The organism is Sutcliffiella rhizosphaerae (assembly GCF_917563925.1).
GTDB classification, from domain to species: Bacteria; Bacillota; Bacilli; order Bacillales; family Bacillaceae_I; genus Sutcliffiella_A; species Sutcliffiella_A rhizosphaerae.
Genome location: NZ_CAKJTJ010000009.1, coordinates 20,867 through 44,189, shown reverse-complemented (window position 1 = coordinate 44,189; position 23,323 = coordinate 20,867). Strand labels below are relative to the sequence as shown.

General features: G+C 34.8%; 35 protein-coding genes and 3 pseudogenes. 28 read left to right on the top strand and 10 right to left on the bottom strand.

Features of this window, described 5'->3' with window-relative positions; genetic code table 11:
• Positions 1-2 precede the first annotated feature (2 nt).
• Positions 3-935 (top strand): hypothetical protein, encoded by a 933-nt coding sequence (locus LRP81_RS10310; protein WP_230501193.1) that lies wholly within the window; start codon positions 3-5, stop codon positions 933-935.
• A 41-nt stretch (positions 936-976) separates the two neighbouring features.
• Here the strand turns inward: LRP81_RS10310 and LRP81_RS10305 are convergent, their stop codons facing one another.
• The 4 genes from LRP81_RS10305 to LRP81_RS10290 form a co-directional block, all read right to left on the bottom strand.
• Entirely contained in the window at positions 977-1,684 is a 708-nt protein-coding gene (locus LRP81_RS10305; protein ID WP_230501192.1) for an FAD-dependent oxidoreductase, read from the bottom strand.
• A gap of 20 nt (positions 1,685-1,704) precedes the next feature.
• Positions 1,705-2,094: an SRPBCC family protein gene (locus tag LRP81_RS10300; protein ID WP_230501191.1), complete on the bottom strand. Its 390-nt coding sequence runs from the start codon at positions 2,092-2,094 to the stop codon at positions 1,705-1,707.
• A 3-nt stretch (positions 2,095-2,097) separates the two neighbouring features.
• Positions 2,098-2,418, bottom strand: coding sequence for an ArsR/SmtB family transcription factor (locus LRP81_RS10295; RefSeq protein ID WP_230501190.1), 321 nt, complete (start codon positions 2,416-2,418; stop codon positions 2,098-2,100).
• Positions 2,419-2,787: 369 nt separating this feature from the next.
• The gene (locus tag LRP81_RS10290; RefSeq protein ID WP_230501189.1) at positions 2,788-2,979 is read right to left on the bottom strand and encodes a DUF4083 domain-containing protein; all 192 of its coding nucleotides are present in this window, start codon (positions 2,977-2,979) and stop codon (positions 2,788-2,790) included.
• Between the two features lie 199 nt (positions 2,980-3,178).
• Here LRP81_RS10290 and LRP81_RS10285 point away from each other — a divergent pair, with 199 nt between their 5' ends.
• From LRP81_RS10285 to LRP81_RS10235, 11 genes are all read left to right on the top strand, one after another.
• Positions 3,179-3,376 carry a hypothetical protein gene (locus tag LRP81_RS10285; protein ID WP_230501188.1) on the top strand — a complete coding sequence of 66 codons (198 nt, stop codon included), beginning with the start codon at positions 3,179-3,181 and terminating at the stop codon, positions 3,374-3,376.
• A 123-nt stretch (positions 3,377-3,499) separates the two neighbouring features.
• Positions 3,500-4,033 carry a hypothetical protein gene (locus tag LRP81_RS10280; RefSeq protein ID WP_230501187.1) on the top strand — a complete coding sequence of 178 codons (534 nt, stop codon included), beginning with the start codon at positions 3,500-3,502 and terminating at the stop codon, positions 4,031-4,033.
• Between the two features lie 19 nt (positions 4,034-4,052).
• Positions 4,053-4,364: a hypothetical protein gene (locus LRP81_RS10275; protein WP_230501186.1), complete on the top strand. Its 312-nt coding sequence runs from the start codon at positions 4,053-4,055 to the stop codon at positions 4,362-4,364.
• A gap of 11 nt (positions 4,365-4,375) precedes the next feature.
• Positions 4,376-4,666 carry a hypothetical protein gene (locus tag LRP81_RS10270; RefSeq protein ID WP_230501185.1) on the top strand — a complete coding sequence of 97 codons (291 nt, stop codon included), beginning with the start codon at positions 4,376-4,378 and terminating at the stop codon, positions 4,664-4,666.
• 1 nt (position 4,667) lies between these two features.
• The gene (locus LRP81_RS10265; protein WP_230501184.1) at positions 4,668-4,883 is read left to right on the top strand and encodes a hypothetical protein; all 216 of its coding nucleotides are present in this window, start codon (positions 4,668-4,670) and stop codon (positions 4,881-4,883) included.
• 20 nt (positions 4,884-4,903) lie between these two features.
• The gene (locus LRP81_RS10260; protein ID WP_230501183.1) at positions 4,904-5,335 is read left to right on the top strand and encodes a hypothetical protein; all 432 of its coding nucleotides are present in this window, start codon (positions 4,904-4,906) and stop codon (positions 5,333-5,335) included.
• A 198-nt stretch (positions 5,336-5,533) separates the two neighbouring features.
• Entirely contained in the window at positions 5,534-6,097 is a 564-nt protein-coding gene (locus LRP81_RS10255; RefSeq protein WP_230501182.1) for a bifunctional transcriptional activator/DNA repair enzyme AdaA, read from the top strand.
• Complete coding sequence (locus tag LRP81_RS10250) at positions 6,078-6,995, top strand: DNA-3-methyladenine glycosylase family protein (RefSeq protein ID WP_230501181.1); 918 nt, start codon at positions 6,078-6,080, stop codon at positions 6,993-6,995. Before LRP81_RS10255 ends, LRP81_RS10250 begins: the two co-directional genes overlap by 20 nt.
• A complete protein-coding gene (locus tag LRP81_RS10245; protein ID WP_230501180.1) occupies positions 6,979-7,455 on the top strand; it encodes a methylated-DNA--[protein]-cysteine S-methyltransferase in 477 nt (158 codons plus the stop codon). The genes LRP81_RS10250 and LRP81_RS10245 overlap by 17 nt, the downstream gene beginning before the upstream one ends.
• A 117-nt stretch (positions 7,456-7,572) precedes the next feature.
• Positions 7,573-7,935: a VOC family protein gene (locus LRP81_RS10240; protein WP_230501179.1), complete on the top strand. Its 363-nt coding sequence runs from the start codon at positions 7,573-7,575 to the stop codon at positions 7,933-7,935.
• The gene (locus LRP81_RS10235) at positions 7,935-8,498 is read left to right on the top strand and encodes a winged helix-turn-helix transcriptional regulator (protein ID WP_230501178.1); all 564 of its coding nucleotides are present in this window, start codon (positions 7,935-7,937) and stop codon (positions 8,496-8,498) included. Before LRP81_RS10240 ends, LRP81_RS10235 begins: the two co-directional genes overlap by 1 nt.
• Here LRP81_RS10235 and LRP81_RS10230 read toward each other — a convergent pair.
• Both LRP81_RS10230 and LRP81_RS10225 read right to left on the bottom strand, forming a co-directional pair.
• A pseudogene (locus tag LRP81_RS10230) lies at positions 8,490-9,018 on the bottom strand (cysteine hydrolase family protein). The gene LRP81_RS10235 and the pseudogene LRP81_RS10230 overlap by 9 nt on opposite strands.
• Positions 9,019-9,054: 36 nt before the next feature.
• Positions 9,055-9,192 (bottom strand): annotated as a pseudogene (locus LRP81_RS10225) (DUF1272 domain-containing protein); the annotation flags it as partial.
• A gap of 152 nt (positions 9,193-9,344) precedes the next feature.
• Between LRP81_RS10225 and LRP81_RS10220 the strand changes: the two are divergent.
• The 8 genes from LRP81_RS10220 (at position 9,345) to LRP81_RS10185 (ending at position 12,627) form a co-directional block, all read left to right on the top strand.
• A complete protein-coding gene (locus tag LRP81_RS10220; RefSeq protein ID WP_230501177.1) occupies positions 9,345-9,764 on the top strand; it encodes an Lrp/AsnC family transcriptional regulator in 420 nt (139 codons plus the stop codon).
• 129 nt (positions 9,765-9,893) lie between these two features.
• On the top strand, positions 9,894-10,241 hold the full coding sequence (locus LRP81_RS10215) for a hypothetical protein (RefSeq protein WP_230501176.1): 348 nt from the start codon (positions 9,894-9,896) through the stop codon (positions 10,239-10,241).
• Positions 10,242-10,277: 36 nt separating this feature from the next.
• Positions 10,278-10,709, top strand: a complete 432-nt coding sequence (locus LRP81_RS10210) for a hypothetical protein (RefSeq protein ID WP_230501175.1) — start codon at positions 10,278-10,280, stop codon at positions 10,707-10,709.
• Between the two features lie 28 nt (positions 10,710-10,737).
• Complete coding sequence (locus LRP81_RS10205) at positions 10,738-11,220, top strand: DinB family protein (protein WP_230501265.1); 483 nt, start codon at positions 10,738-10,740, stop codon at positions 11,218-11,220.
• Positions 11,221-11,235: 15 nt separating this feature from the next.
• On the top strand, positions 11,236-11,529 hold the full coding sequence (locus LRP81_RS10200) for a hypothetical protein (protein WP_230501174.1): 294 nt from the start codon (positions 11,236-11,238) through the stop codon (positions 11,527-11,529).
• A 361-nt stretch (positions 11,530-11,890) separates the two neighbouring features.
• Complete coding sequence (locus tag LRP81_RS10195; RefSeq protein WP_230501173.1) at positions 11,891-12,028, top strand: hypothetical protein; 138 nt, start codon at positions 11,891-11,893, stop codon at positions 12,026-12,028.
• A 71-nt stretch (positions 12,029-12,099) separates the two neighbouring features.
• Positions 12,100-12,255 carry a hypothetical protein gene (locus LRP81_RS10190; RefSeq protein WP_230501172.1) on the top strand — a complete coding sequence of 52 codons (156 nt, stop codon included), beginning with the start codon at positions 12,100-12,102 and terminating at the stop codon, positions 12,253-12,255.
• A gap of 18 nt (positions 12,256-12,273) precedes the next feature.
• Complete coding sequence (locus tag LRP81_RS10185; protein ID WP_230501171.1) at positions 12,274-12,627, top strand: hypothetical protein; 354 nt, start codon at positions 12,274-12,276, stop codon at positions 12,625-12,627.
• 238 nt (positions 12,628-12,865) lie between these two features.
• Here the strand turns inward: LRP81_RS10185 and LRP81_RS10180 are convergent, their stop codons facing one another.
• Positions 12,866-13,351: a hypothetical protein gene (locus LRP81_RS10180; RefSeq protein WP_230501170.1), complete on the bottom strand. Its 486-nt coding sequence runs from the start codon at positions 13,349-13,351 to the stop codon at positions 12,866-12,868.
• A gap of 136 nt (positions 13,352-13,487) precedes the next feature.
• Positions 13,488-14,525 (bottom strand): alpha/beta fold hydrolase, encoded by a 1,038-nt coding sequence (locus LRP81_RS10175; RefSeq protein WP_230501169.1) that lies wholly within the window; start codon positions 14,523-14,525, stop codon positions 13,488-13,490.
• Positions 14,526-15,217: 692 nt separating this feature from the next.
• Here LRP81_RS10175 and LRP81_RS23445 point away from each other — a divergent pair.
• From LRP81_RS23445 to LRP81_RS10160, 4 genes and pseudogenes are all read left to right on the top strand, one after another.
• Positions 15,218-15,364, top strand: a complete 147-nt coding sequence (locus LRP81_RS23445) for a DUF5316 family protein (RefSeq protein ID WP_399207514.1) — start codon at positions 15,218-15,220, stop codon at positions 15,362-15,364.
• A gap of 24 nt (positions 15,365-15,388) precedes the next feature.
• Positions 15,389-15,496: pseudogene (locus LRP81_RS10170) on the top strand (transcription antiterminator BglG); the annotation flags it as partial.
• 155 nt (positions 15,497-15,651) lie between these two features.
• Entirely contained in the window at positions 15,652-16,233 is a 582-nt protein-coding gene (locus LRP81_RS10165; RefSeq protein ID WP_230501168.1) for a hypothetical protein, read from the top strand.
• A 33-nt stretch (positions 16,234-16,266) separates the two neighbouring features.
• Positions 16,267-17,010: a class I SAM-dependent methyltransferase gene (locus LRP81_RS10160; protein ID WP_230501167.1), complete on the top strand. Its 744-nt coding sequence runs from the start codon at positions 16,267-16,269 to the stop codon at positions 17,008-17,010.
• 42 nt (positions 17,011-17,052) lie between these two features.
• Here LRP81_RS10160 and glsA read toward each other — a convergent pair whose 3' ends face one another.
• Both glsA and LRP81_RS10150 read right to left on the bottom strand, forming a co-directional pair.
• On the bottom strand, positions 17,053-18,009 hold the full coding sequence (gene glsA, locus LRP81_RS10155; protein ID WP_230501166.1) for a glutaminase A: 957 nt from the start codon (positions 18,007-18,009) through the stop codon (positions 17,053-17,055).
• Positions 18,010-18,117: 108 nt separating this feature from the next.
• On the bottom strand, positions 18,118-18,588 hold the full coding sequence (locus tag LRP81_RS10150) for a DinB family protein (RefSeq protein ID WP_230501165.1): 471 nt from the start codon (positions 18,586-18,588) through the stop codon (positions 18,118-18,120).
• Between the two features lie 237 nt (positions 18,589-18,825).
• Here LRP81_RS10150 and LRP81_RS10145 point away from each other — a divergent pair, with 237 nt between their 5' ends.
• From LRP81_RS10145 to LRP81_RS10130, 4 genes are all read left to right on the top strand, one after another.
• The gene (locus LRP81_RS10145; protein WP_230501164.1) at positions 18,826-19,545 is read left to right on the top strand and encodes an ABC transporter ATP-binding protein; all 720 of its coding nucleotides are present in this window, start codon (positions 18,826-18,828) and stop codon (positions 19,543-19,545) included.
• A complete protein-coding gene (locus LRP81_RS10140) occupies positions 19,514-21,976 on the top strand; it encodes an FtsX-like permease family protein (protein ID WP_230501163.1) in 2,463 nt (820 codons plus the stop codon). Before LRP81_RS10145 ends, LRP81_RS10140 begins: the two co-directional genes overlap by 32 nt.
• Positions 21,977-21,980: 4 nt before the next feature.
• Positions 21,981-22,484, top strand: coding sequence for a PadR family transcriptional regulator (locus LRP81_RS10135; RefSeq protein WP_230501162.1), 504 nt, complete (start codon positions 21,981-21,983; stop codon positions 22,482-22,484).
• A 66-nt stretch (positions 22,485-22,550) separates the two neighbouring features.
• A complete protein-coding gene (locus LRP81_RS10130; protein WP_230501161.1) occupies positions 22,551-23,189 on the top strand; it encodes a hypothetical protein in 639 nt (212 codons plus the stop codon).
• Positions 23,190-23,323: the final 134 nt, after the last annotated feature.

The window sequence follows — 23,323 nt, the reverse complement described above, 5'->3', positions numbered from 1 at the left end:
ATGTGAAACACTTAAATGATAAAACATTAGAATCTTTTTTGAAAAGTAGAATTATCAATCGAGAAATAATAGATGATACGAAACAGGAGAGAATCATTGAAAAGATAACAACAAAACATGGTGATGTATTTATTAAATATGGACAGGATATCGCTATACGAAAAGAAATAGAAATATATGAAACGTATTTCAGTAGTCCTGAGACACTTTATGTTCCGCGGCTTTTAACAAGTCGATATTGGGATAATAGTTATTTTTTGGCATTGGAATGGTTAGATGGGATTCATCCAGATTTTCAAAATTCCTCTCATGTTGAAAAGGTTTTTTCAGGACTTGGAAAGTGGGCTGCCAACTGGAACAGACGTATAACGGAAAAGCCTCCACAACACTATACAAACTTTGAGGAACTGCAAGATTTACTTGAAAGTTATACACATGTGCTTGAAGAGATGATTGGTCAGTCACTAGCTCTGTTAAAAGATTGCCTCAGCAGGATTGAAGATATTATTAAAGTGATGGAAAGTACACCTCTAACGTTAGATCCAGGAGATATTTCACTTCTTAATATTTTCATGAATGAAGACGAAATAACGTTTATTGATTTTGAATCCTGTAAAATTGGGACAATGACTTCTTTAGTTGAGCATCTTGGAGAGAAATATCAATCGATTCCTCACCATTCAGTGCATATTCAAATAGCATTAAAGTCTTATTTACATGCATGGAATACTACTTCGAATATTCACCTTAATTGGCATGACTTCTATTATAGTCAGCTTTGTGTAAGGCTATATTATAAATTAGGAATTTACGTCTATTGGATAGAGAGAATAATAAGGAAAAATAACATAAAAGCAACGATAGAGTGGATAAATCAAGACAGAGATAATTTAGCAGCACTACTTGAGAATTTAGATAAAAAAAGAGTCTCGTAAAAGATATTTTACGTGACTCATCATAGTTTAACCGTTTAGAGTTAAATACCTCTAAAATTGTGCTTTTTAATATTCTTTTTAGAAATATGGTTATTGGTTAAATGTCCTGAAATGGAATCTACCATTGATTTTGAGCCTGCAATATAATATTTCCCGTTGTTTTTGTGAGTGGAAATGAAGTTTTCTATGCTTTTATATAACTCATCTCTGGATTCAAGGTATGAAATATCTATAGATGTGTTCTTTGCAATTTGATCCAGTTCTTCCTTAAATGCAAATGATTTCTTACTATCCAAATATAATAGTGTTATTTTATTGTTCTTTCCGTTACCTTCTGTCTCCAGCTGCTTTACCATTGCTCTAAATGGTGTAATGCCAATGCCACCAGCAATCAATAGTGTAGGGCTGTTGTCTTTTAGATAAAAGGAGCCTACAGGACCACTCATGCTAACCTTCATTCCACTTTTTAATTCAAGTAAAGCCTTTTTAAATTCACTTGGATTTTCTCCAATCCTTGTCGTGATTTTTATAACATCTTCATTAGAAGAAGAAGCTACACTGAATGGTCGAATAGAGTCCTTTATCTTTTTATGAGTAATGGTGAACAAGCCGTGCTGTCCAGCGTTCCATGTTAAATCTTTATCTTTTTTGAATGAAAAGGTATAAACATCAGCTGATTCTTTATAGCTTTCAAGTAATTCCAACTCACTCTTTTTAAAAATAGAAAATATGTCATTAAAAAATCCCATTTGCCAATCTCCTTTATTATTTACTCTTGCTCTAACATATTTGTTAACGTATCTACCATATTAGCCCAGCCGTATTTTGCACCATGGAACGCCTGGTTTTCCGCTTCAAAGCCTGTATGATCTAAGTGTAGATGTGTAATATCCCCTTCTTGCTTTAACGTCCATGTAACAATAGTGTCTATCGGACCACCAATCCAGGTGTATGATAATGTATTAGGCTCGTCTACGACTAATACTTCACTTTTCACCACTAAACCAATCTCCCTATTTTGAAACTGACACTTATATCCTACGATAGGTTTGAAATTATTCTCCATCACCCAAAGTGCAAGGGTTTCCGAATGGGTTAATGCATTCCACACCTTATTTACAGAACTTTTGAACTCAAAATCTAGTGATAAATTTGCCATCTTTTATTCCTCCAATAAATTTTTTAGTAGTGCTGCTCGTTCATTCCAAAATTGTTCATAATATGCCAACCAATCTTTTACTTCTTGTAAGGGGGCAGGATTAAGCTTATACCTTGTTTCCCTTCCTATTTTTCGGTTCGTTACTAAATCAGCAGCTTTAAGAATAGCTAAATGCTTCGAAACTGCAGTACGTCCCATTTCAAAATGAGGAGTCAGTTCATAAAGTGGTACCTCATCTGATTCTGCCAACAGCCGAATTAGCTTACGGCGAGTTGGATCTGCAATGGCAATATATACATCACGCTCTTGGTTGATAGTATTCATAACCCTCTCCTCTCAGCTATTTAAAAAGCGACACTTATCGGTGTCTTAATTATATGACACTATTTGGTGTCTAGTCAAGAAATTTTATTACTTAAAAATTACTAGAATTAAAACCATTATGATTTTGTAGTAACTATATTTATCATAGAACTTTGCAAATAGTCAGCAAGAAACCAATTATGGACTGCATAATAACAAACCGCCATTTCAAGGTAGTGAAATGGCGGTTTGTAAATTTTATGATGTTATTACTATTTCTAAGGATAGTGAAGGGTATTCACTCTAACTTAATGTTTTAGGATATTATGGTAAATTAGCATTCGTGAAAACACTGGTTACTTATAATTTGTTGGTAATTAGAAAAACGACTTAAATATTGGGACCTTCATAGTTTCCTTTTTTAATTTGTGCGTCTATTTCGTTAATTTTCTGCTTCATTCTATCAAGTTGGTTTTTTCTTTTCTTGTTAGAACGAAAAAATGACATAATCAAAACTATTATTAGTACAACTAATCCAATACTGAACAATTGAAACAAAGCATCTCCTAAAGTGAAACTCATCTACTTCTCCCCCGTAATCTTCTTTTTTATAGTACTTTCCATTTTAATTGTTTGTCTCCTAACCAACAAGTAGCCGGCTTTTAAAAAATACTCTATTAATGATTATTTTCGTTCAAATAATATTGTGAAAGTATAATTTATTTGAAATAATTGGTATAATGGTCGATCTAATACTATCTTTACAGGGAGGTTGTAATTATTGAATAAAGAATTAAAGCAACTGTTTGAGGAAGACCAAAATGACCTCCGTGAAATGCCTCAAAATAGAATAGAACGTGATCGACAAAGAAGAAATCAAGTGAAGCGAATTATGAATGAAGAAGGAGCAAGTGAAGGAATAGATTTTATCCACGCTGCCATTATCTATCAACATGGTGATATTTTAGATGATTGGTGACAGGCGTATAAATGGAGCCTAAAAGCAGTAGAAATAGGTTTTCGACCTAAGTGGTTAGCAGCCCTTGCTTTAGACAGGTGGCTCCTTTGGCAAGGTAAGCAACTTAAATATGGAAATCAAGTTATGCCTTTTGGTGGAGTATATAGAATCCCTAAAATTGAGGTAAATACCACAGATGAGGAAAGAAATGAGTGGGATGTGCCATCGTTAAAAGATCTTTATTCCTTTCAAAACCTTAGGGGATTTATGAATTACACTGTGATTGGTTCAATTGATAATACTAGCTTTATAGTTAACATATTAAAGTTAGAAAGAGCACCTGTACATAGTCCTTCATTAAAAAGTACTCCATGTGGTGTGACAACTGATAATCAATTAATATATGAAAACCCTTATGGTTGGAAATGGACTGAAAATAGTGATGGTTCATTAGATTTATGCTGGCTTATAATGCCAGAAGTCCCTGTAATAGCTCATGCAGTAGCTGAAGAAGGAACCGCTATAACTCGAACTATCATAATAAATGGGCATTCGTGCGTGTTTATATATTTTAATAACACTAAAACTATTTACTTTAAAACAAATGAAGGAATATGGTCGATAACAGGAAAGAACGAAAAAAACGTTATAAAAAAAGCAGAGGAATTATTAATCTAGGAAGGTAAAGAAACATACTATGTTATTTCAAATCAAAGAATATTTCCGTTATGCCCTTTATAAAATACGGAAGAAACAAAACAAAAGCTACACCAACTTTGCACCACTAACAATCACACCAGAGTATACGAACATTGATAAAATTAATAAAAATGTAACTGGTGTAATAAAGCATGAAAACAAGATTTACTTGACGGTTGTGGTGGATGTAGTGCGTAATAAGGCAACTGTGAAAGGCAGTCTTAGAGGAATTTCTCATCTTACCAAGCCATTTAATAAACGGCATTACATAGAGATAATTCAATCAGATGATTATAGTTTTTTTGAATAGGGGGAAGCAAAATGACAAAAGAAAAGTTTGGCATTGTCGTTTTCATAAGTGTTCTATTAGGCATTGTCGGATTCATCATAATTTTCTTTAGTGTTAATTTTGGAACAACAAGAGCGGAATCATGGTTACGTGAAAGAGGGGGAGCGGATACGGAATATTTCCATCTTATGATAAATGGATATATTACTTCCTTTCTTATAACGGGTATTATGCTTTTTCTCCTCAGTATTGTTGTGTTCACTATAAGTTTCATTCAAATACATACAAAGGGATTCAAAGAGTCTCTTCATCTGGAAGAATAAAATGAGTCAGACTCAAGGTGAAAATCAAATCAAAAAATTAATGATTTTCACTATCCTTTTTGGTATCTATGTTGTATTAAGTAGTGTTGTTATCATTTTTACTCCTCATTTATTTGTAAGAACAGTAAACATATTGGGACTAGTTGTTGCCTCGATTATTATTGGAGCATTCGTGAGAGAGTTATTTTTATTAAAGCATAAGGATATAAAACAATAATAAGATTGGTGGAAAAAAGTGTGAAGAAGACTCATAAAGTACTTATTGGCATAGCATTAGGGATTGTATTATTTGTCGGAGGCCTGACAACAGGAAAACTAATATTTGAAAAACCAACACGTGAGGTATGGATTGGGTATGAAAGTCTAGAACACGAAAGGCAAATTAACTTCCCTCTTATCATTACAGACCTCGATGATCTAAATATTATTGATAATTTACAAGGGATATTTATGTATAGTCAACAAATAGAGGATGATGGTGTGGATAGGGGCATTCCGGATCTTCATATTTATGTTAATAGTCCTCGGGCTTACTATACTCAAACTCATGCAAGAATATGGTTTGATGATGAAGGTGCCATTATAATATTCAATGATGACGATTTTAGAAAAATAGATAGGAAGGATGCGAACTATTTACGGGAAATTGCTGATTCTGATAACCTTTAAGATATTTTTCTCTATAAATATAAGCTTAGTCCGTACAAGTGGAGCGAAATGGTGCTTCACTTTTTTACAATTAGAGAATTTAGCCAGACCGTAAAGGCAAGAATGAGGATGAAAAGGAAGTTCATTACTTGTTAAAATGGCTTCAGTTATACTTATTGATATAAAAATAATAATTGAGAACGAAAGGAAGGTGGCAATATGCTTACTTTTGAAGAAATGTGGCAAAGGATTATCGAGTGCGACAGAAAGTATGATGGCTTGTTTTTTACAGCTGTGAAAACAACGAAAATATATTGTCGCCCCTCATGTAGGTCAAGGAAACCGAAAAAGGTGAATGTGGAATTTTACGATCAGATTGGGAAAGTAGAAGAGGCTGGGTATCGGGCCTGTAAGAGATGCCAACCAGAAGTGGAGCATTCCCCGCAGGTGGCTATTGTTAAAAATGTCGTGACTTTTTTAGTGAATAATTATAAACAGCATCTCCAATTAAAAGATTTAGCAGAAGAAGTTGGCGTAAGTCCGTTCTATTTAGAGCGTGTATTTAAACAAGAAACAGGAGAAACGCCAAGAATGTATTTAGAAAAGATAAGGATTGACAAGGCAGCATATCTATTAAAAAGTACCAAGCTTACAAATTTAGAGATCTGCTTTGAGGTGGGATTCCAAAGCTCTTCTAATTTCTATAAAATATTCAAGAATATAAAAAGCTGCTCACCTAGCGAATATCGAAAGGGCCTGCACTATGAATTGGATGGATCGTGAATCATATGTAGAAATATTTCCTCCTAAGGAATTTAGCTTTGAAGAATGCCTTATTTTCTTAGGTAGGTCTGATAAGGAAGTGCTACATCGTATAAGTGAAGGAACTATTTATAAACTTATTCAGGGTAGTGATGCTATCATTTTATGTAAAATAGGATTTTGGAATGGTGTGATAAAGGTAGAGTTTCCCCTTAATCCACCTGCTTATCATGAACGTATAATGGCTGCCGAATTTATTTGGTATTGGTTTGACTTAGACTTCGATTTAAGCGGGTTTTATCACCTCGCTGAACAAGATAGTGTATTAAAAACGGTTGTTCCAAAATATATGGGGCTCCGAATGATAGGTATCCCGGATTTATTTGAAGCCATAGTGTGGGCGATAATGGGACAGCAAATCAATTTATCTTTTGCTTATACTTTAAAAAAGCGTTTTGTAGAGCAATTTGGTGAAGGTGTAACATCGGCAGGAGAGACATATTGGTTATTTCCCACTTCAGAAAGGATTGCTTCTTTGAAAGTGGAGGAATTAAAATCCCTTCAGTTTACCACTAGGAAAGCTGAATACATTTTAAACATTGCTAAATTAATGGCAAACGGTGAGTTATCAAAGAAAATGTTGCTTCAAAAAGAAACAAATGAGCAAAGAAGAAATGTTTTATTAAAGATTAGAGGCATTGGAGCATGGACAGCAGATTATGTGTTGATGAAATGTCTGCACAACCCAACCTCCCTTCCGATTGCAGATGCGGGTCTCCATCAGGCGCTAAAGAAAATATTAATGTTAGAGAAAAAACCGACTTTAGAACAAATTGGACAGGTTGCGGAAAATTGGGAAGGCTATCAAGCCTATGCAACCTTTTATCTATGGAGGTCCCTATATGACGAAACTTCATAAATTAACATATTCAACTCCAATAGGCATGTTAGAAATATGCGGAACGGCTGAAGCAATTCATTCAATTATGTTCATTGATGATAAAGAGGTGATAGTACAAAATGACACTCCTCCACTATTACAAGAATGCTTAAAGCAGCTCGATGAATACTTTAATGGAGAACGCAAACATTTCACCTTCCCATGTCATTTGGAAGGAACAAATTTTCAAAAATCAGTATGGGAAGCTCTGAAGGAAGTACCTTATTCCGACACTGTTTCCTACAAAAATATTGCAACTTCGATTGGAAATGAAAAAGCCATTAGGGCAGTAGGAAGTGCCAACGGGAAAAACAAGCTGACTATTGTCATACCATGTCACAGAGTTATCGGCTCCAATGGTACGTTAACTGGTTATGCAGGTGGATTATGGAGAAAAGAATGGCTGCTGCAATTTGAGAGATCTAAAATATTATCCTAACAACAATCGCAATTCTATTTTAATAGAGTTGCTTTTTTCTGAAAATTTAGATTGACAATACATGGAATATAAAGTATATTTTCGGTACTACTAAATTTTAAAAAAGGAGTGTTTTAGATGTTTAAATCTGGATTAACCGTTTGGTACAATGTGAGTAATGTAAAACGTACGAAGAAATTTTACACAGAGCAATTGGGATTTGCCTTGGATTTTTATGACGAAGAAGCTGGTATGGCGAGCGTTCATACTAATACAAAAGATTGTTATATTGGATTTTCAGAAGCGGAGCAAATTGTTCCTACTACATCTGCTACTGTTTTTGAAGTAGAGGATATTAAGGTAGCGGTAGAGGCACTGAAAGAGAAAGGTATTACATTTAGTGGAGAAATTACTACTATTCCTGGCTTGGTGAAGCTGATAACATTTAAGGATCCTGATGGGCACGACCTGGAGTTATCCCAAACTTTGATGGAGGCATAATGGTAAAAGAACTGCAACTTGTACAAATTACGAGAGAACTATCTGGTAGGTGGACGATTCCTATTCTATTGTCCATAGATAAATCAGGTGGCAGGTTTACCCCATTAAAGAACAAATTAGAAATTTCACCATCCAGATTAAGCAACAATTTGAAAGATATGATAGATGCAGGTCTTATAAAGAACCTTTCTCCTTATGAGCGAAATCATCCACTGCTACCAGAATACCTGCTTACGGAGAAAGGTTATTTTCTGAAAGAGGCTGCCCTTGTCATTACATCATCTGAAAAGCAATTAAATCGCGGCTTTCTTGCATCAAAGGCATGGAATTGGCCGATATTGATTGCACTCCACTACCAATACAAGGAATTCAATTCGATTCGACAACTTTTACAAACAGCCACACCTCGAATCGTATCAACAAGACTAAATGAATTGAGTAACATTGATTTAGTAGAAACAAGACCATTACCTGGGCTGGCTACCAAGCAGCATTATGCCTTAAGTAACCATAGTGATTCGATACTTCAAACTGCCACTGCTGACTTGGTTTCCCTACTCTAAGCTTTTTAGATAATCTCTAGTAGATAAGACAGTCGCGAACTCATGATGAATGGTAGCAAGAGAAACCATCATGTACCGTTTGAGCGTCGATTACTTCCCCGTTGTGGTTCATTAGCGGATAAGCAACGGTTGCATCAGATATCAAATACGTTTGAAAGCCTAAATTCCCACTCATTCTAGTGGTTGTCGACACACAGTGGGGAGTGGTGAAGCCAGTAATTACCACTTCCTTTATTCCCATGTCTTTTAAATGGCTCTCCAACGAGGTACCGATAAAAGCACTATTTACTTTTTTTGTGATGATTTTTTCATTTTCCAAGGGCTTTATTAAATCTAATATGTTACTAGACTCTTTTTCTTTGTAAAAAAGTGATTGAGGATCTTCTGATAGATGTCGAATAAAGATTACCTCGTACTTTCTTTCTCTCCATTCGGTTAACAATGCTTGTATATTTTTTTCGGCATTGGGATTGTTTCTGTCACCCCATTTAGAATCTAAGAAAGCCTTTTGAACATCAATAAGTATCAGAGCTTTCTTTATCCTCTTCTTTGGCCTCCTTACTAATTCCCCATCACAATTCGGGCATACATATGACATCCCATGTGTGCATTTTTCGCAAAACGTGCATTCATGAACACAAATATATGCATGATTTTTTAATACTGCTTCACATTTCTCGCACGAAGATTTCATTAATAATCCCATAGGTCAACCTCCCTTATATATATTTATTTTATGGTAGCTATTACAATTAACACATACTTTTTAAAAGGATATTTGCGTGATATTCTTTAATAATAAAGGAAAATTATTTGATTTAGTTAGAAAAATAAAGAGGTGATCTGATGGATAGCATTAATCGAAAAATATTAGATATTTTGCAAGTAGATGGAAGGATCTCTATGACAGAGTTAGGGAAAAAGATATCATTATCTGTTCCTGCTGTCACAGAGAGAGTAAGAAAGTTGGAAGACCAGGGGGTTATAGAAGGGTATAAAGCACAAATTAACCCGAATAAAATAAATAAGCCAGTAAAAGCATTTGTGCTAATAAAGACATACAGATGTAAAGCGTTTCGTGAATTTTGTAAGGAGAATCCACTTGTTCTTGAATGCCATCGACTGACGGGAGAATATAGTTACTTAGTAAAGGTCGTTACAGAATCAAATGAGCTATTGGAGGAATTCATTGATGCCTCGATGGAATATGGGGAGCCTTATACAATGATGAATCTTTCTTCTCCAGTTCCAAGCAAAATTATTTAACGAGTGAAATATATTCAACTGGATATTTATGTTAAAATTAAGCAGGGTATGTTTTGAAATTTCTAATAATAGAAAAGTCTACTCGGTACTATTCGGAAAATATGATTTTGAGAGGAATTGCTTTATTCAGTGAATTATCTAGTAAACTTTATTTTAGCTATATCATTGACAGGCTTTTCATATTTTATTGGAAGTTTTCTACTTAGTAAGGGGTTACCGTTATGGCAAGCATTAATTATTGGGTTTTCGGTCGTATCATTAGGCGCCTTAATGGAAGCACTTGGAAGTCCAATCTGGCTAATAGTTTTAGTTCCGTTCCCAGTAGGAATGCTGCTGCTCTATTTTTTTCTCAACACAACGATTCCGCAATGGTTTATTACTTATTCCACTACATTACTAATTTATACAGTAATACATATACCAATGAGTTACTTTTTTCAATTCCATTCTTTAATACCAGCTTGGAAATTATCTTAAAAAAATTTATGTGAATTTGGAAAAAGGATGAAATTCATGAAAACTTTTATAAAAATAAATGCTGTTAGTATTTTTTACGCAATACTATTGTTTGTGCCATTTATATTAATGATCAATGTATATAGGATTAGCAGGTTAACAGGCATGGATATTGAACTAGTTAACTTATTTATTACCGGTACACTAGTCCTTGCAATAATAGCTGGAACATTTTGCATGATGAATTTAAGGAAAATTAGGTTGAGTGGAAGTAAGGCTAACTATTTTACAGCCATTCTCTGGATTCCGTACTTTTTTGTTTTCATGTACACCTTTGCAAACGCCTTACCCATTACCTATGGAGGGGATAAGCCTAATCCAGTTACAGGGTTATTTTTAATGGGATCCTTCATCATTTATCCCATTTATATTTTGGTTTTTCAGTCTATAGCAACCAATTTCAAAGATAAATTCTTCATTACTGAATAAGAATCAAAAGAAGAAATGAGTGAATGAAATGCAAAATGAAAAAGAGATTATTATTCGCCATCATGAGGCTGCAATAGCGTATGCTCATTCTTTAAAGTGCATCAGCAATGCCAAATGGAGAACAAGCATTGGGGATGGTAAATGGACCGTCGCAGAAGTTATTGGACATTTAATACCTTGGGATGAATTTATTTTAGAGCATCGTATCCCATTCCTTTTTTCCAAAAGTGATCTCCAAAAAGCTCCAAATGTAGAGGTTCTAAATGCAGAGTCAGCATCTAATGCTAGAAATTGTGAAAAAGACATTTTACTCGAGAGGTTTATTAACAGTAGAAAAGCAGTTTTAGAAAAAGTAAAACAAATTCCATCAGATAGCTGGGAGAGTAACATAGATGTTGGAAAGACCTCTTTAAGCTTATATGATTATTTTCAGGGATTAGTAAAGCACGATCTGCATCATTTTACACAAATAGATAAGGTCCTCAAGACACCATCCATTAATAAAAAGTAGAGGGGGAGAGCATAAATGATTATTTTCACTTTTGTTGCCATCTTAGCTTTGATTATTTTGATTGTTTCACTGGTGTTAGCTCTCAATGGAAAACATACTTTTTATTGGATAGCAGCAGTTGCAGTTTATATTTTCAGCGCTCTTTCTGGCTTTAGCATTGGGCAATTGACAGTAGGTTTCACCTTTGTATTTTTAGCATTGGCAATTGGGTATTCGTTACGTTTATTGAAAAACAATTACCAGCTTTACACATGGCTAGACATAGATAGGAGTTGTAACTGGTGGTATCGCAGTTATTTTTGTTCATGATTTTAAGTTATTCTATCCAATTGTGACGCTACTTCATTGAAATGGGAGCTACAACGGTTGCTTAGCAGAACTATATTGTGTATTTTCTGCCTGATTTTTATAGCAGGCTGCAAAGGAGATCTATCAAATTATAAAGATGAAGATGTAGCATATGGTGAGAGGGGAAAGGAAACTACAGTTGGTGAACTGAGATTCTTATATCCCGATGAACAAATGTGATAAAAGCTGAAATAGTTATCCAAGAAGCGAAAAAAATGAATATTGATATATCAAATGAAGTGGAAGAAAACGTATTAACGATGTTAAGTATGTATCCCTCTCAAAAGTTGATACCCCAGATGCGAACGCTCTACATGAAGCTGTGGAACCAATGGCTAAAAAAGCTGGAATGTCACCTGAAGAATATTACGCCCAATACCTTCAAATAACCATGGAAATGTCTGCCTACATAAAATACTCGGAGAGCCAGATGACGATTACGAAAAATACGATAAGTTAGCTAATAAGCATTTGGATGAATTAGTGAAAATGCATAAAAATGACATACAGGTGTTTATTAAGTAATTCTACATGGAAGGGATTAAAATGGGAGCATTTCTCACAATAGCTGTCGTTCTAATAGGTGTTTATGCGGTAATAAAAGCAGTAAGAAAGAGAAAATTACCAAGTAACAACTATACGCCATTTGATGATATAACAAATGGGAAAGTGGATAAAGACAATTAGAAGTATTAGGGGGATATCGTGAAAAAAAGAACAATACAAGTAATGATAGTTGTCGGCTTATTTATTGTGGCTCTACTGATTAACCCTATAGACTATTATGTGGGCTATAAAGGTGAAAAAGAATTGTTTTCGGTGTCGGATGGAATTTTATCAGATGCAGGTTTTCATGATGAAGAAATTAAAGCAGTGAACCATTTGGGAAGTAATATATTTCTAATTGAAACAGCTGATAATCATTTTATTATTCAAAGAGAACGAAATAATAGAAGTACTAGTTTTACCGTATTTGAAAGTAGTGATTTTATGGTGGAACGATTAGACGGTTTAAAGCCATCCTTATCTTTAAGAATAAAAGAAATTTTGGGAAGGTAGTTGCTTCAAATACTGCAATTATTATGGCGATATTGATGGCCAAAAGGCCGGTGGAATAGGAAATAAAAGGTTATCATAAAGCCGGTGTGACAGGTGTAAAAAGGTCATCATCAAAGCAGGGAAGCTCATATAACTGGCGCACCAGGAGAAAGCTCCTGATTAAAAAAATCCCTTTTAGAAGGGATTTTTTTAGTTATCTTTAGAGCATTCAAAAGAATTAGAAAAGCTTAAATAACTATTAATTTGCCGGATTTTTATCAAATTTTTTGTTGGTGATTATATTTAAAACAGCCATGCCATCGCTTGGACAACCGTTCAGGTGATTCATTGGAAATAACGAGAAAAACACGAAATAGAAGGAGAAGTAGGTAAATTGGTAAATGAATATGTTTGGTTCGAGAATTTCTCTAGTTATTAATCCGTTTAGTAGTAAGATGGAGGAAATATTAAAAATAGAACCTCCTAAATATACAAATATCTTCTCTATCTTTCTTGTACCTCTGCTGACATTAATGTACTCGCACCAGCCGTCATAAAAGTAGAGCTTTCGAATCTTAAATGATCCTACTTTAAATAATATATTTCCTGTACCTATGTGAATGTTTACTGTACCTCCAAATAATTTTGCAAAGAAGAAGTGACCTAGTTGATGCAGAATCGTAACCAATGGCAATACCAGAAAAAAAGAAAGGAAAAATTTCCATAGGTCATTAAATCCAAACATTTTGCAAAACTCCCTTTCCTGCTATGATTCTATTAAATGGAAATACAATTCCCGAAATGCTAAAGAAAAAAACACATTACCTATTGGATTAATGTGCCAAATTTGTGAATACCGATGTAATTAACTAAGTTTTGTATTATTTTTTTCTGTAATATTTAAGTTCTTCTATGATTTTTTGCTCGATATTTTTAGAGTCCTCTGGATGGAAGAAGTGTGCGGATTTATCAAGCGAAATAAATTGTTTTCCTTCTTTTGCTTCTAAGATTTTGAAGTAATCTTGTACAAGTTCTCCGAAAATATGTACATCTTTGGATCCATGTAAAAAGGTAACAGGGAGAGAGACTTTGGGTATTTGTTCTTTAAAATTAACAGTAGCAATTGTTTTTATGAAATCTAAATTATAAATGAGTTTCATACTTTTAGTAAACGTTTGATAAACATCAATTAATGAGTAATCCTTAGATTGAAATAATGATTTTATTGCGGTCAACATTCCAGGATATTTAATTTCTTCGTCGATATAGATAAGGGAACCAAAGCGCTGTGCCCATTTTCTTAATGTAATCCATTGCTTGGTACTTTCAATAAAAGGGGGGTTACCTATTGCAGTTAATTCCTTTAAGGCCCTTTTATTATTCCTTTTAGTTGCTTCATCTTTTGCCCAATTTAACATAAGCTCGTCGTTTTTGGACCAATTAATAAGCTGGGATATTCCGACATATGAATAGAATTTGTTAGGATATTGGTTTACTAGTGATAAGCCAAGGAGTGTTCCCCAAGAATGCCCCACTAAAAAAATCTTTTCTTGAGAAAATTTACCTCTCAAATAATCAACTAATTCATTTGCGTCTGTTACAAATTGTTGGATGGTCATGGTTTCTTGTTTGATTTTCTTGTTATAGGATTTTCCTGTTCCACGCTGATCCCAGAATACCAATATAAAATTTTTTACGAGCTCTTTTGTATTTGTTGCCACTGTGTAATCGACTCCCATATTAGATACACCTGGTAAAGGCATTGCAGGGCCTCCGTGAAGGAATAATAGCACGGGGTTTGTGGGGTCTTCAGCTTGCAGCAATATATATTGTTCGATTCCGCCAAGTATAACTGGTTCAATTGAACTTATTCCCGTCTCTGGTATGAAAAAGTCAGGTTTTCTTGAAAGAAGTTTCATCGTAATACCCCTCCTATATTAAAATTTAAGAGACCATACTAGGATTTTGAGAAAGTAAATTAGATAGCTTCTTTTGAAATAAAAATGTGGAGGTTCGTAGAGGTAGGACAAAACGAATGGGGATTCATACAATTCAGAATTTAATAGCGTCAAGATTTAATATAACATAATTTACCACTTTTATTGATAACTTTTTTGAAAAAATTACTTCTTTAATAACGAAACTACATGGAGTTATTGCAGTGTGTAGACAAAGGTACATTTTTATTTAAATCCATGCAATTCCCTTGTTGATCGTAGTGGAAGACGCGCAGACTCCTCGAAAATGCTGACACATTTTCTTCGTGCGATGAATGGCTGCCGAAGCCTTCCTTGTCCTGCGGGAGGAAGGGACATGGGAAACCCCACAGGGCGCAGCTCGAGGAGGTTCCCGGACCGCCCGCGGAAAGCGAAGCGTCTGAAACGAAGATCAACAGTTAAATACAAATCTAAAAATAATTTGGGTTTGTCAACAGTCTGGGAGTTATTGTTCTTAAATATTTGAAGGGGAGGGAGGACGATGAAGTATGTAGGATTCGAGCTTATTTTATCTGTTGTGGGTGTGATTGTATCGTTATTTTAGATTGAGCAGATACAATTACTGGTAGAATCGGACTTTTTTTAATCTTCTGTGCCATGTTTTTTCTGGATAAATTGTCGATGAAAGTCAAACAAGAGCAAATTTTACAACTGAAACTGCAAAAGATAGGAGAAAGCGATTCATCATGACAAATCGTTTAGTATTAATCGCTTTTCCCATTTTTATAGTTGCATTTTTGCTTTATATGTTTTTCAGTTGATGTGTAACTTCCCGTCATATCTAGATTAAGGAATATATTAAGCAAGTTCATGGGACCACTATTCCCAATGAAGAATTAACCTATCTGGCCGTACACATCCACCGACTTATGTCACATCAACAGTTGAAGTAAATGGTAGAGCAAAAACCGCTTGCCATTTTGAGGCAGGCGGGTTTTTGAATAGATAAGGAAAATTTTAACTGGGGCAATCTAACATATGATATTCTTATACAGTAATGATCTCGTTAAACAGAAGAAGGGTAGACAGGAAAATGTTCAAGAAGAACTTGAAAGAAGTTATATTCTCATTGGCTTTAGGAGTTTTATTAGGAATCATATCTAAGTACTTAGACACCATCGCTGTTGATGGAAGTTGGTGGAGCATTAGCCTAAGCTACTTTGGCGACCTTTTTACAAGATTGGGCATTTGGATTTTGATTGCAACCTTTATAGCTGCATATAGTAAAACATCCATAAATGCTGCAATTAATACGTTTTTATTTTTTATTGGAATGCTTATTAGCTACTATGTATATTCCGCTTACTTATTTGGATTTTTCCCAACTAGTTATTTTCTTTGGTGGGGCACTTTAGCAATTGTTTCTCCATTTTTAGCAATTCTAGTTTATAAAGGGAAGCAAAAGGAAAAATTCGCTTATATTTTGCCAGCCTTACCTTTAGGGCTAATGTTAAGTCTTTCTTTAGCAATTGGTCCATTTTATATTGATATATCTTATATAGAGGAATTAATCATGTACGTTGTATTATGTGTCATCTTTTACAAGCAACCTAAACAACTGGCAGTCGTAATTTTGTTGTCATTTATCGTGGCACTTATAATAAAACAAATTAGTCCATATCATTTTTGATGATTCATGATCATTTAAAAAGGGTGAGTAACAATGAATGAACAGAGCGCAATCAATAAAAAAGCTTGGGAATACCGTGCATATGAGTTTTGGACGAAAAGTCAAGGTACACCACAGGAAAAGGCTCAGGACATAATAAAGAACCCCTTTGCTAGTCTAAAAAAGCATCAACAATATTTTGAACAGATAGCAGGGAAAAGGATTGCTAACCTTTGCGGGTCAAATGGAAGAAAAGCCGTTCCGCTATCATTATTAGGTGGGGAAGTAACCGTATTTGATATTTCAGAAGAAAATAAGAGATACGCAATGGAGTTAGCACATTTTGCAAATACCAACATTCAATATAATGTCACAGATATTTATGAAATCGATGTAGTGAAATATGGGAGTTATTTTGATGTGCTTTATTTAGAAGGAGGAATCCTACATTACTTTCAAGATATTAATAGATTGATGGATATACTATATGCTCTGCTAAAAGAAGGCGGACAAGTGATTCTAAGTGATTTCCATCCGCTACGAAGGTGTTTGGTAGATGACTATACGAAAATCAATTACTTTGATCAGCAACTGCAAGGTGGAGATTTAGCGTATAAATCATTTTTTGACGAAGGAGAGCAAAAGGAATTTCCGGAGGTTTCTGTTCGACTATTTACACTAAGTGAAATAATCAATGCTGTTATCACTTCTGGTTTTACATTTAAACAATTTGAAGAACATCGTGGTTGGAACAATGAAAATATACCGTGGGAATTTACTATTCTAGCTACAAAGTAATGAGGCAGAAAAACTAATCTCTGTTTTCCTGCCAACAAAATATTATAAATTAACGACATTTCTATCATGAAGAAGGCTCAATTCAAGATCACTAGAGAGAATGCGTAGTGCTTCCCCACCAGCACAACTATTTCCTTTTTTATTTATTGCTGGTCCAATGATTCCGATTCCCATGCGTCCAGGAACTGCCCCTACAATGCTTCCTGATACTCCACTTTTTAATGGGAATCCTACGTTAACGGCATAGGCTCCTGATTCGTTGTACATCCCAGAAGTAAGCATGATGGCTTTAACTGTGCGAATATTATCAGGCTTGATAAGCTGTTTCTTTCCTCCAATGAGTCTGCCATGATTGGATAAAAAACAACCCAATTTGGCAAGGGACAATGAATTGATTTCAATAGAATTCATTCGGTTGTACAATTCCAGTGCGTTTTCGGTTTCTTGGCTGGAAAGGACGCCGGTGCTCTCCATAAAGTAGGTCAAGGCCTTATTTCTGGCGCTATTATTACATTCCGCATTATATACTTCTTCGTTCATTTTTATCTTTTTGTTTTCAGTGATTTTCCGCAGAAGCTCTAGAACTCTTTCAAAACGATCATCCACTGTACTGCCTCGGATTAAGCTTGCTGTAGCGATTGCACCAGAATTAATCAGTGGATTATAGGGTCGTCTTCCTTCATATTCCTCAAGGTGTGATATGGAATTAAAGAGATCATCTGTCGGTTCCATTCCTACCTTTTGAAAAACGATTTCTTTTCCGAAATCCTCTAAAGCCATTAGGAGGATGATGACTTTTGAAATACTTTGCAAGGAAAAATGGTCCTCATCCTCCCCTGCGGAATATGTCTCCCCATCAAGCGTGACGATGGTTACCCCTAAATTGGATAGGTGAGATTGGTCCAAATCGGGAATATGATCGACAACTCTTCCTTTTGACGCAAAAGGTCTGCAAGCCTTGACCACTTCTTCTATATATTCATTCGATAGCTTTTTCATTCATTTTCCTCCTCCGAACAAGTAGGTACCCTCATACCCCTTATACCCGAAACGGAGAGAATTAAAGTCAAATGAAAGAAAAGGAGGTAAGAAGCACCTCCTAATATACTAATCCCATATTCTGATTCTATCGACACCAGCAGTTCTTAGATAATCTAATAATTGCCCAGTATGGACGGATTCATGATATGCCACTCTAAGTAACATGTCGCCTAATGATCTTATGTAGCCTGATTCAGAACGATCAATTTTGATCTTCTCTAAATCTCCTTCAGAAAATGATTTTATAGTTTCCATAAATTGATTTCTGAATGGTTCAGCAAAGTCTAATTCAGCTTGGACAGAAAGGTAGGGACGATTTTCAAAGGGAGAATCAAAAGATGATAAATTGCCTCGATTATTTATGGCTAAGTGATAGTAATGTTCGCTTTCTAACACATGCCTAATCATTTCTATACAATTCATAGCCTCTTCATCTGGTTTCCAAAAGAGTGCTTCCTCAGGAATAGATGTCCACAACTTAATACTTCTTCTTCTAACTTCACTAAAATTCAAAATGAGTAAATCAATAGAATTCATCATAAAGCCTCCTTTTTTATTTATTATACACGAATGTATGTTTGTATCAAAGGGTTGAGCAGGTACTTAGCTTTACTTTCTATGTCATGTATATCGAGTATATATAATTATAGGTAGTTCATTATTAGTTATTCATCAAAATAAGAATTATATGATAAAATTTAAACATTTTGATACAAATAACTATATACTTAGTATATAATTAACGAGGTGAAGTTTGGGAGGGGTTATACTAATATGATTCAAGTGAACAATCTAACAAAGGAATTTTTACAGGGTCAACAAAGCACTCAAGTGTTGAAGGGGATTGATTTAAACATCAAAGAAGGGGAATTCGTGGCAATAATGGGGCCAAGCGGATCTGGAAAAAGTACCTTACTTCAATTATTAGGAGGTCTTGATCTACCTACCGATGGAGATATAGAAATTAATCATAATCTCTTAAATAAAATGAAGGAAAAAGAAAGAACGATTTTCCGGAGAAGAAATATAGGGTTTGTTTTTCAAAATTATCAGTTACTACCTACATTAACGGTAGAAGAAAATATTGCATTCCCACTGCATGCAGATGGGAAATTAACGAATGAAAAAGCTAAAACAATAGATGAATTAATTCGTTCTGTAGGTTTAGAGGGGCTTAATGACAAGCGAGTCAACCTACTTAGTGGTGGGCAGCAACAAAGGGTAGCTATCGCAAGGGCCCTTGTGAATAATCCCACTGTCTTATTAGCGGATGAACCAACAGGGAATTTAGACAGGTCGATGGCAGAAGAAATTCTCGTATTGTTTTCTAAATTCCACCGTGAAAACAAGCAAACGATTGTAATGGTCACACATGATATTTTTGCAGCTGGTTTTGCAGATCGAATAATCCTTTTTAGAGATGGAGCGATAGATCAAGATATTTCTAGAAGGGATGGTGACTATGCTAAACATTTGGCGAATTTCATGGCATAATATAACACTAAACAAAAAGAGGTTTCTCTTCACGCTGCTTGCTATTATTTTAGGAACAGCTTTTGTAACTTCTATGCTGATAGCTCATAAAACAACCAATGACGTCTTTGACTATTATGAAAAAATGTATGTAGCAAATGCTGATTATTGGGTCTTAAGTGATGAACATACTTATTCAGAGGAACTGATTTCGGCTATCCAAAACGATCCTATTGTCACAGATAGCTTACTTGCCCTTGATAAACAGGCTTTCTTTGAATTGGAAGGAGATTACTCACTGAATGAAAGGTCTGTAAGGATTACAGGTGTAAGTGATTTAAATAGTGGGTTGCTAATACTGCCAGTTATTGAAGGCAACTTAGATAATCAAGGAATAGTAATGACAGAAGCTGTTGCAAACCTTTTAGGAAAAGGGGTTGGAGATACTGTCACCTTTACGGACCTTGGGGAAGCAAAAATTTCCGCCATTGTTGAATACACGCAACTGTTGGCCAGTCCTAGTAATTGGGAAAGGGCAGAATCAACTAGTTTTCGTGTGCTGGCTCCCCTAGATATGTTAAGGGAATGGACAGGGAAAGATGGAGAGATTACCTATATGCGCTTCCAAACTGAAGGTGATGGTGAGGAGCTTTTTCACTCATTTCAACAACAGTTTCAAGGTTCAAGTGCATACATAGAACCAGTTGTGGCAGATGATTTCCAAAGCAACGATATAGGAGGCCTCTATACATTTTTCTATATAATAGCTGGATTATCCATTTTTATCAGCGGGTTTATTGTTTTTAATATGATTTATACTAGCGTTATCGAACGGAAACAGGAATTTGCCATCATGAAAAGCTTAGGATATACACAAGGCTCTGTATCTAAACTTGTGCTTATTGAAATGACACTCCTAGCATTCATCGGAACAGTAATTGCTATTCCAATAGGAGTAGGGCTAGGAGATATCTTTATGCAAGCACTTCTTAGTGTGTTTGAATTTGATATGGTCTACACGTTAAACTGGAAGCTGCCTGTATTACTGTCAATTATAATAGGTTTATTATATCCGATTGTTTTCTCGCTTTTCCCAATCTATTGTGCAGGTAAGACATCTATTTTACTAGCACTAAAAAAGGGAAATGGCACTATTTTTACTTCAAAACAGTATTTCTTTAGAGCTATTTTCGGCTTGGGCTTCCTATGCTTTTTATTGATCGATCACCCTATCGCATATATCGCTGTAATAGTGGGAGTCATTCTTCTGTTTCCTTTGCTAATAATGGGTATAGGGGAAATAGCAAAGCCTATTTTGAAGTCTCTTAATAGTTATTCTGGAATCTTGGCAATCAAAAATTTGTTACAGCAACTAAATCGTAATTCAAATACAGCCATTATACTAGCAATAGGTATATCAGTGATCCTATTACTAAGTGCAGTGGTAGAATCAGCTCCTAAAGGATATGAAGCGGAAATTAAAAGTACATACGGTGGAGATATGAGAATTACATCTGAAGCTCCATGGTCTACGGAAGATGTAACTAAAATTCTTTCCTACCTTGCAGTCACAGACGTTAAGTCGTTAAAAGAAGCTACTCCAATTACATGGGATACAGTTAATAAAGTAAAAAGACAATTTTCCGTTATTTCTGTAAGTGAAGATGGACCAATCCTATTTACTCACCCGCACGAAAAGAATTTGTACAACAATTTGAAAACGGAATCTACTGTTTTACTTGGAGAACGAGCCTTTGAAGAATGGGGTGGGAATATTGGACAAAGCATTCTAATGAATACTCCAAATGGTGAACAGAAGTTTGAAGTAATTGGAGTGGTCAAAACATCACATTATTCTGGATATGTAGCATTCATGGATGAAACCAATCTAAACGATGAATTTGGATGGAATAATAGCTTTGATTTGCTCCTTACCGTGAACAATAATGAATATGATGTGATACGTGATCAGTTATGGTCTGATTTTGCAGGTCAACTGTCAAAGGTCCAAACAGCAGATGAAGAAATAGAATCTACTACTTCAGCCATTTCCGGTATGAATGAAATGATCATGGTTATGTTGTTTATCGTTATTGGATTAGCTAGTATTGGCACTGCAAATACTCTGTTGATGAATACGTATGAACGAAGGTACGAGATTGGAACGATGCGGGCGCTTGGTTTAACGAAACAGCAGGTTAGAAACATGATATTAGCTGAAGGGTTGCTTATTGGAGTTGCAGGGGTAATTGGTGGATTTGCAACTGGAGTAATATTCATTTATGTGACAAGTAAATCTAAACTGATGGAGGGATTTATCTCTTTCCAATTTCCAATTAGTGATATTATACTTGCAATGATGGCAGGAGTTGCTCTAAGTCTCTGTGCTGCCTGGGTTTCAAGCAAGTCTGCGAGTAAATTGGATATCCAGTCATCACTAAAAGAAGGTTGATAAATTGTCAGTAAAATATGGAATTTTAACATTGTTATCCCTACAAAGGTTTCATGGATACGAATTGAAATTGGAATTAGATTCCCTTCTTGGAATGAAGGGTAAAATTAACCCTGGACAGATATACACCACGCTTGATCGCTTAATCCGTGATCAATTAGTTTCATCTGCTGGATTGGATGATCAGGAAAGAAAACAATTTGAAATAAAACCCAAAGGGACAGATGAGTTAGAAAAATGGTTAGTAGAACCAGTTCCCTACCATTCAACAAAAGAGGATTTTTTCTTTAAATGGAATTGTGCACGTAAAATGCATTTTAACCAAGAAGAAAAAATGCTTACTCAACAAAAAGAAGTGATTATTAAAGAAGTAATGGAATTAACAAGTTTAAAAACAGAGCTGTTACTTCAAGGGGACGAAACAAAATATCTGTTAATTACAGGTGTATTATTGCATTTAGAAGCAAATTTGAACTGGATTATTCAAGTGGAAAATAGAAATAGATAAGAATTTTTTGGGAATTAAGATTTTGCAGAAAATCATTGCCCCCATTAAAGGGTAGAGGAGGATTTTATGGATTCAGTCGTTGAATATAGTTGGGAATTGTTTATAATTGCTGAGGTTTTGTCTGTCGTTTCCTTATTATTATTTTGTGTATTTCGTTACTTTTATAGTAAACCAAGATTTAGCCTTCTTTTTATTTTCTTCTTTCTTTTATTGTTAGTGTTAGAAGCGCTGCTAGGTTTCTATGTTTATCGTCAAACAGGAGAATTTTCAACCTTTTTAATAGTTATTACAATATTTGTAATTTATGCTTGTACATTTGGTATAGGTGACTTTATTAGGTTAGATCGTTGGATGCGGAAAAAAATAGGGAGCTTAAGAGGCATTGAACTACTTTCAGATAAAGACTATGAAATAATGGAAAAAAACAGTGATCCAAAATATATCGCCAAAAAATATCGGATATCCTCTTTCATCCATTTGGCAGTGTTTGTTATCGCTCAATCGATATTTTGGTTTATGGGTACAGAAAGCATCTCTGAAATGGGACATTATTTAACTGATTTTTCTTGGCTAGATGAAGGTACTGCCGAGGGTTCCCCATATCCAAATGATACTCTTTTCGCAATCGGTGTCATTTGGGGAATTGTTTTTATCGTAGATTTTATTTATTCATGGTCATATACTTTGTTTCCTAGTAAAAAATAAGGCTTAAGTTGTCAAACATAATGAAAGAATCCATTTTAATCTTCTCAAAATGGATTCTTTTTATTATTTATTTTCATCACTTTGTTGTTTTTATAAAATAAGTTAATGAATTTTTAAAACTTCTTAAAGCTTCA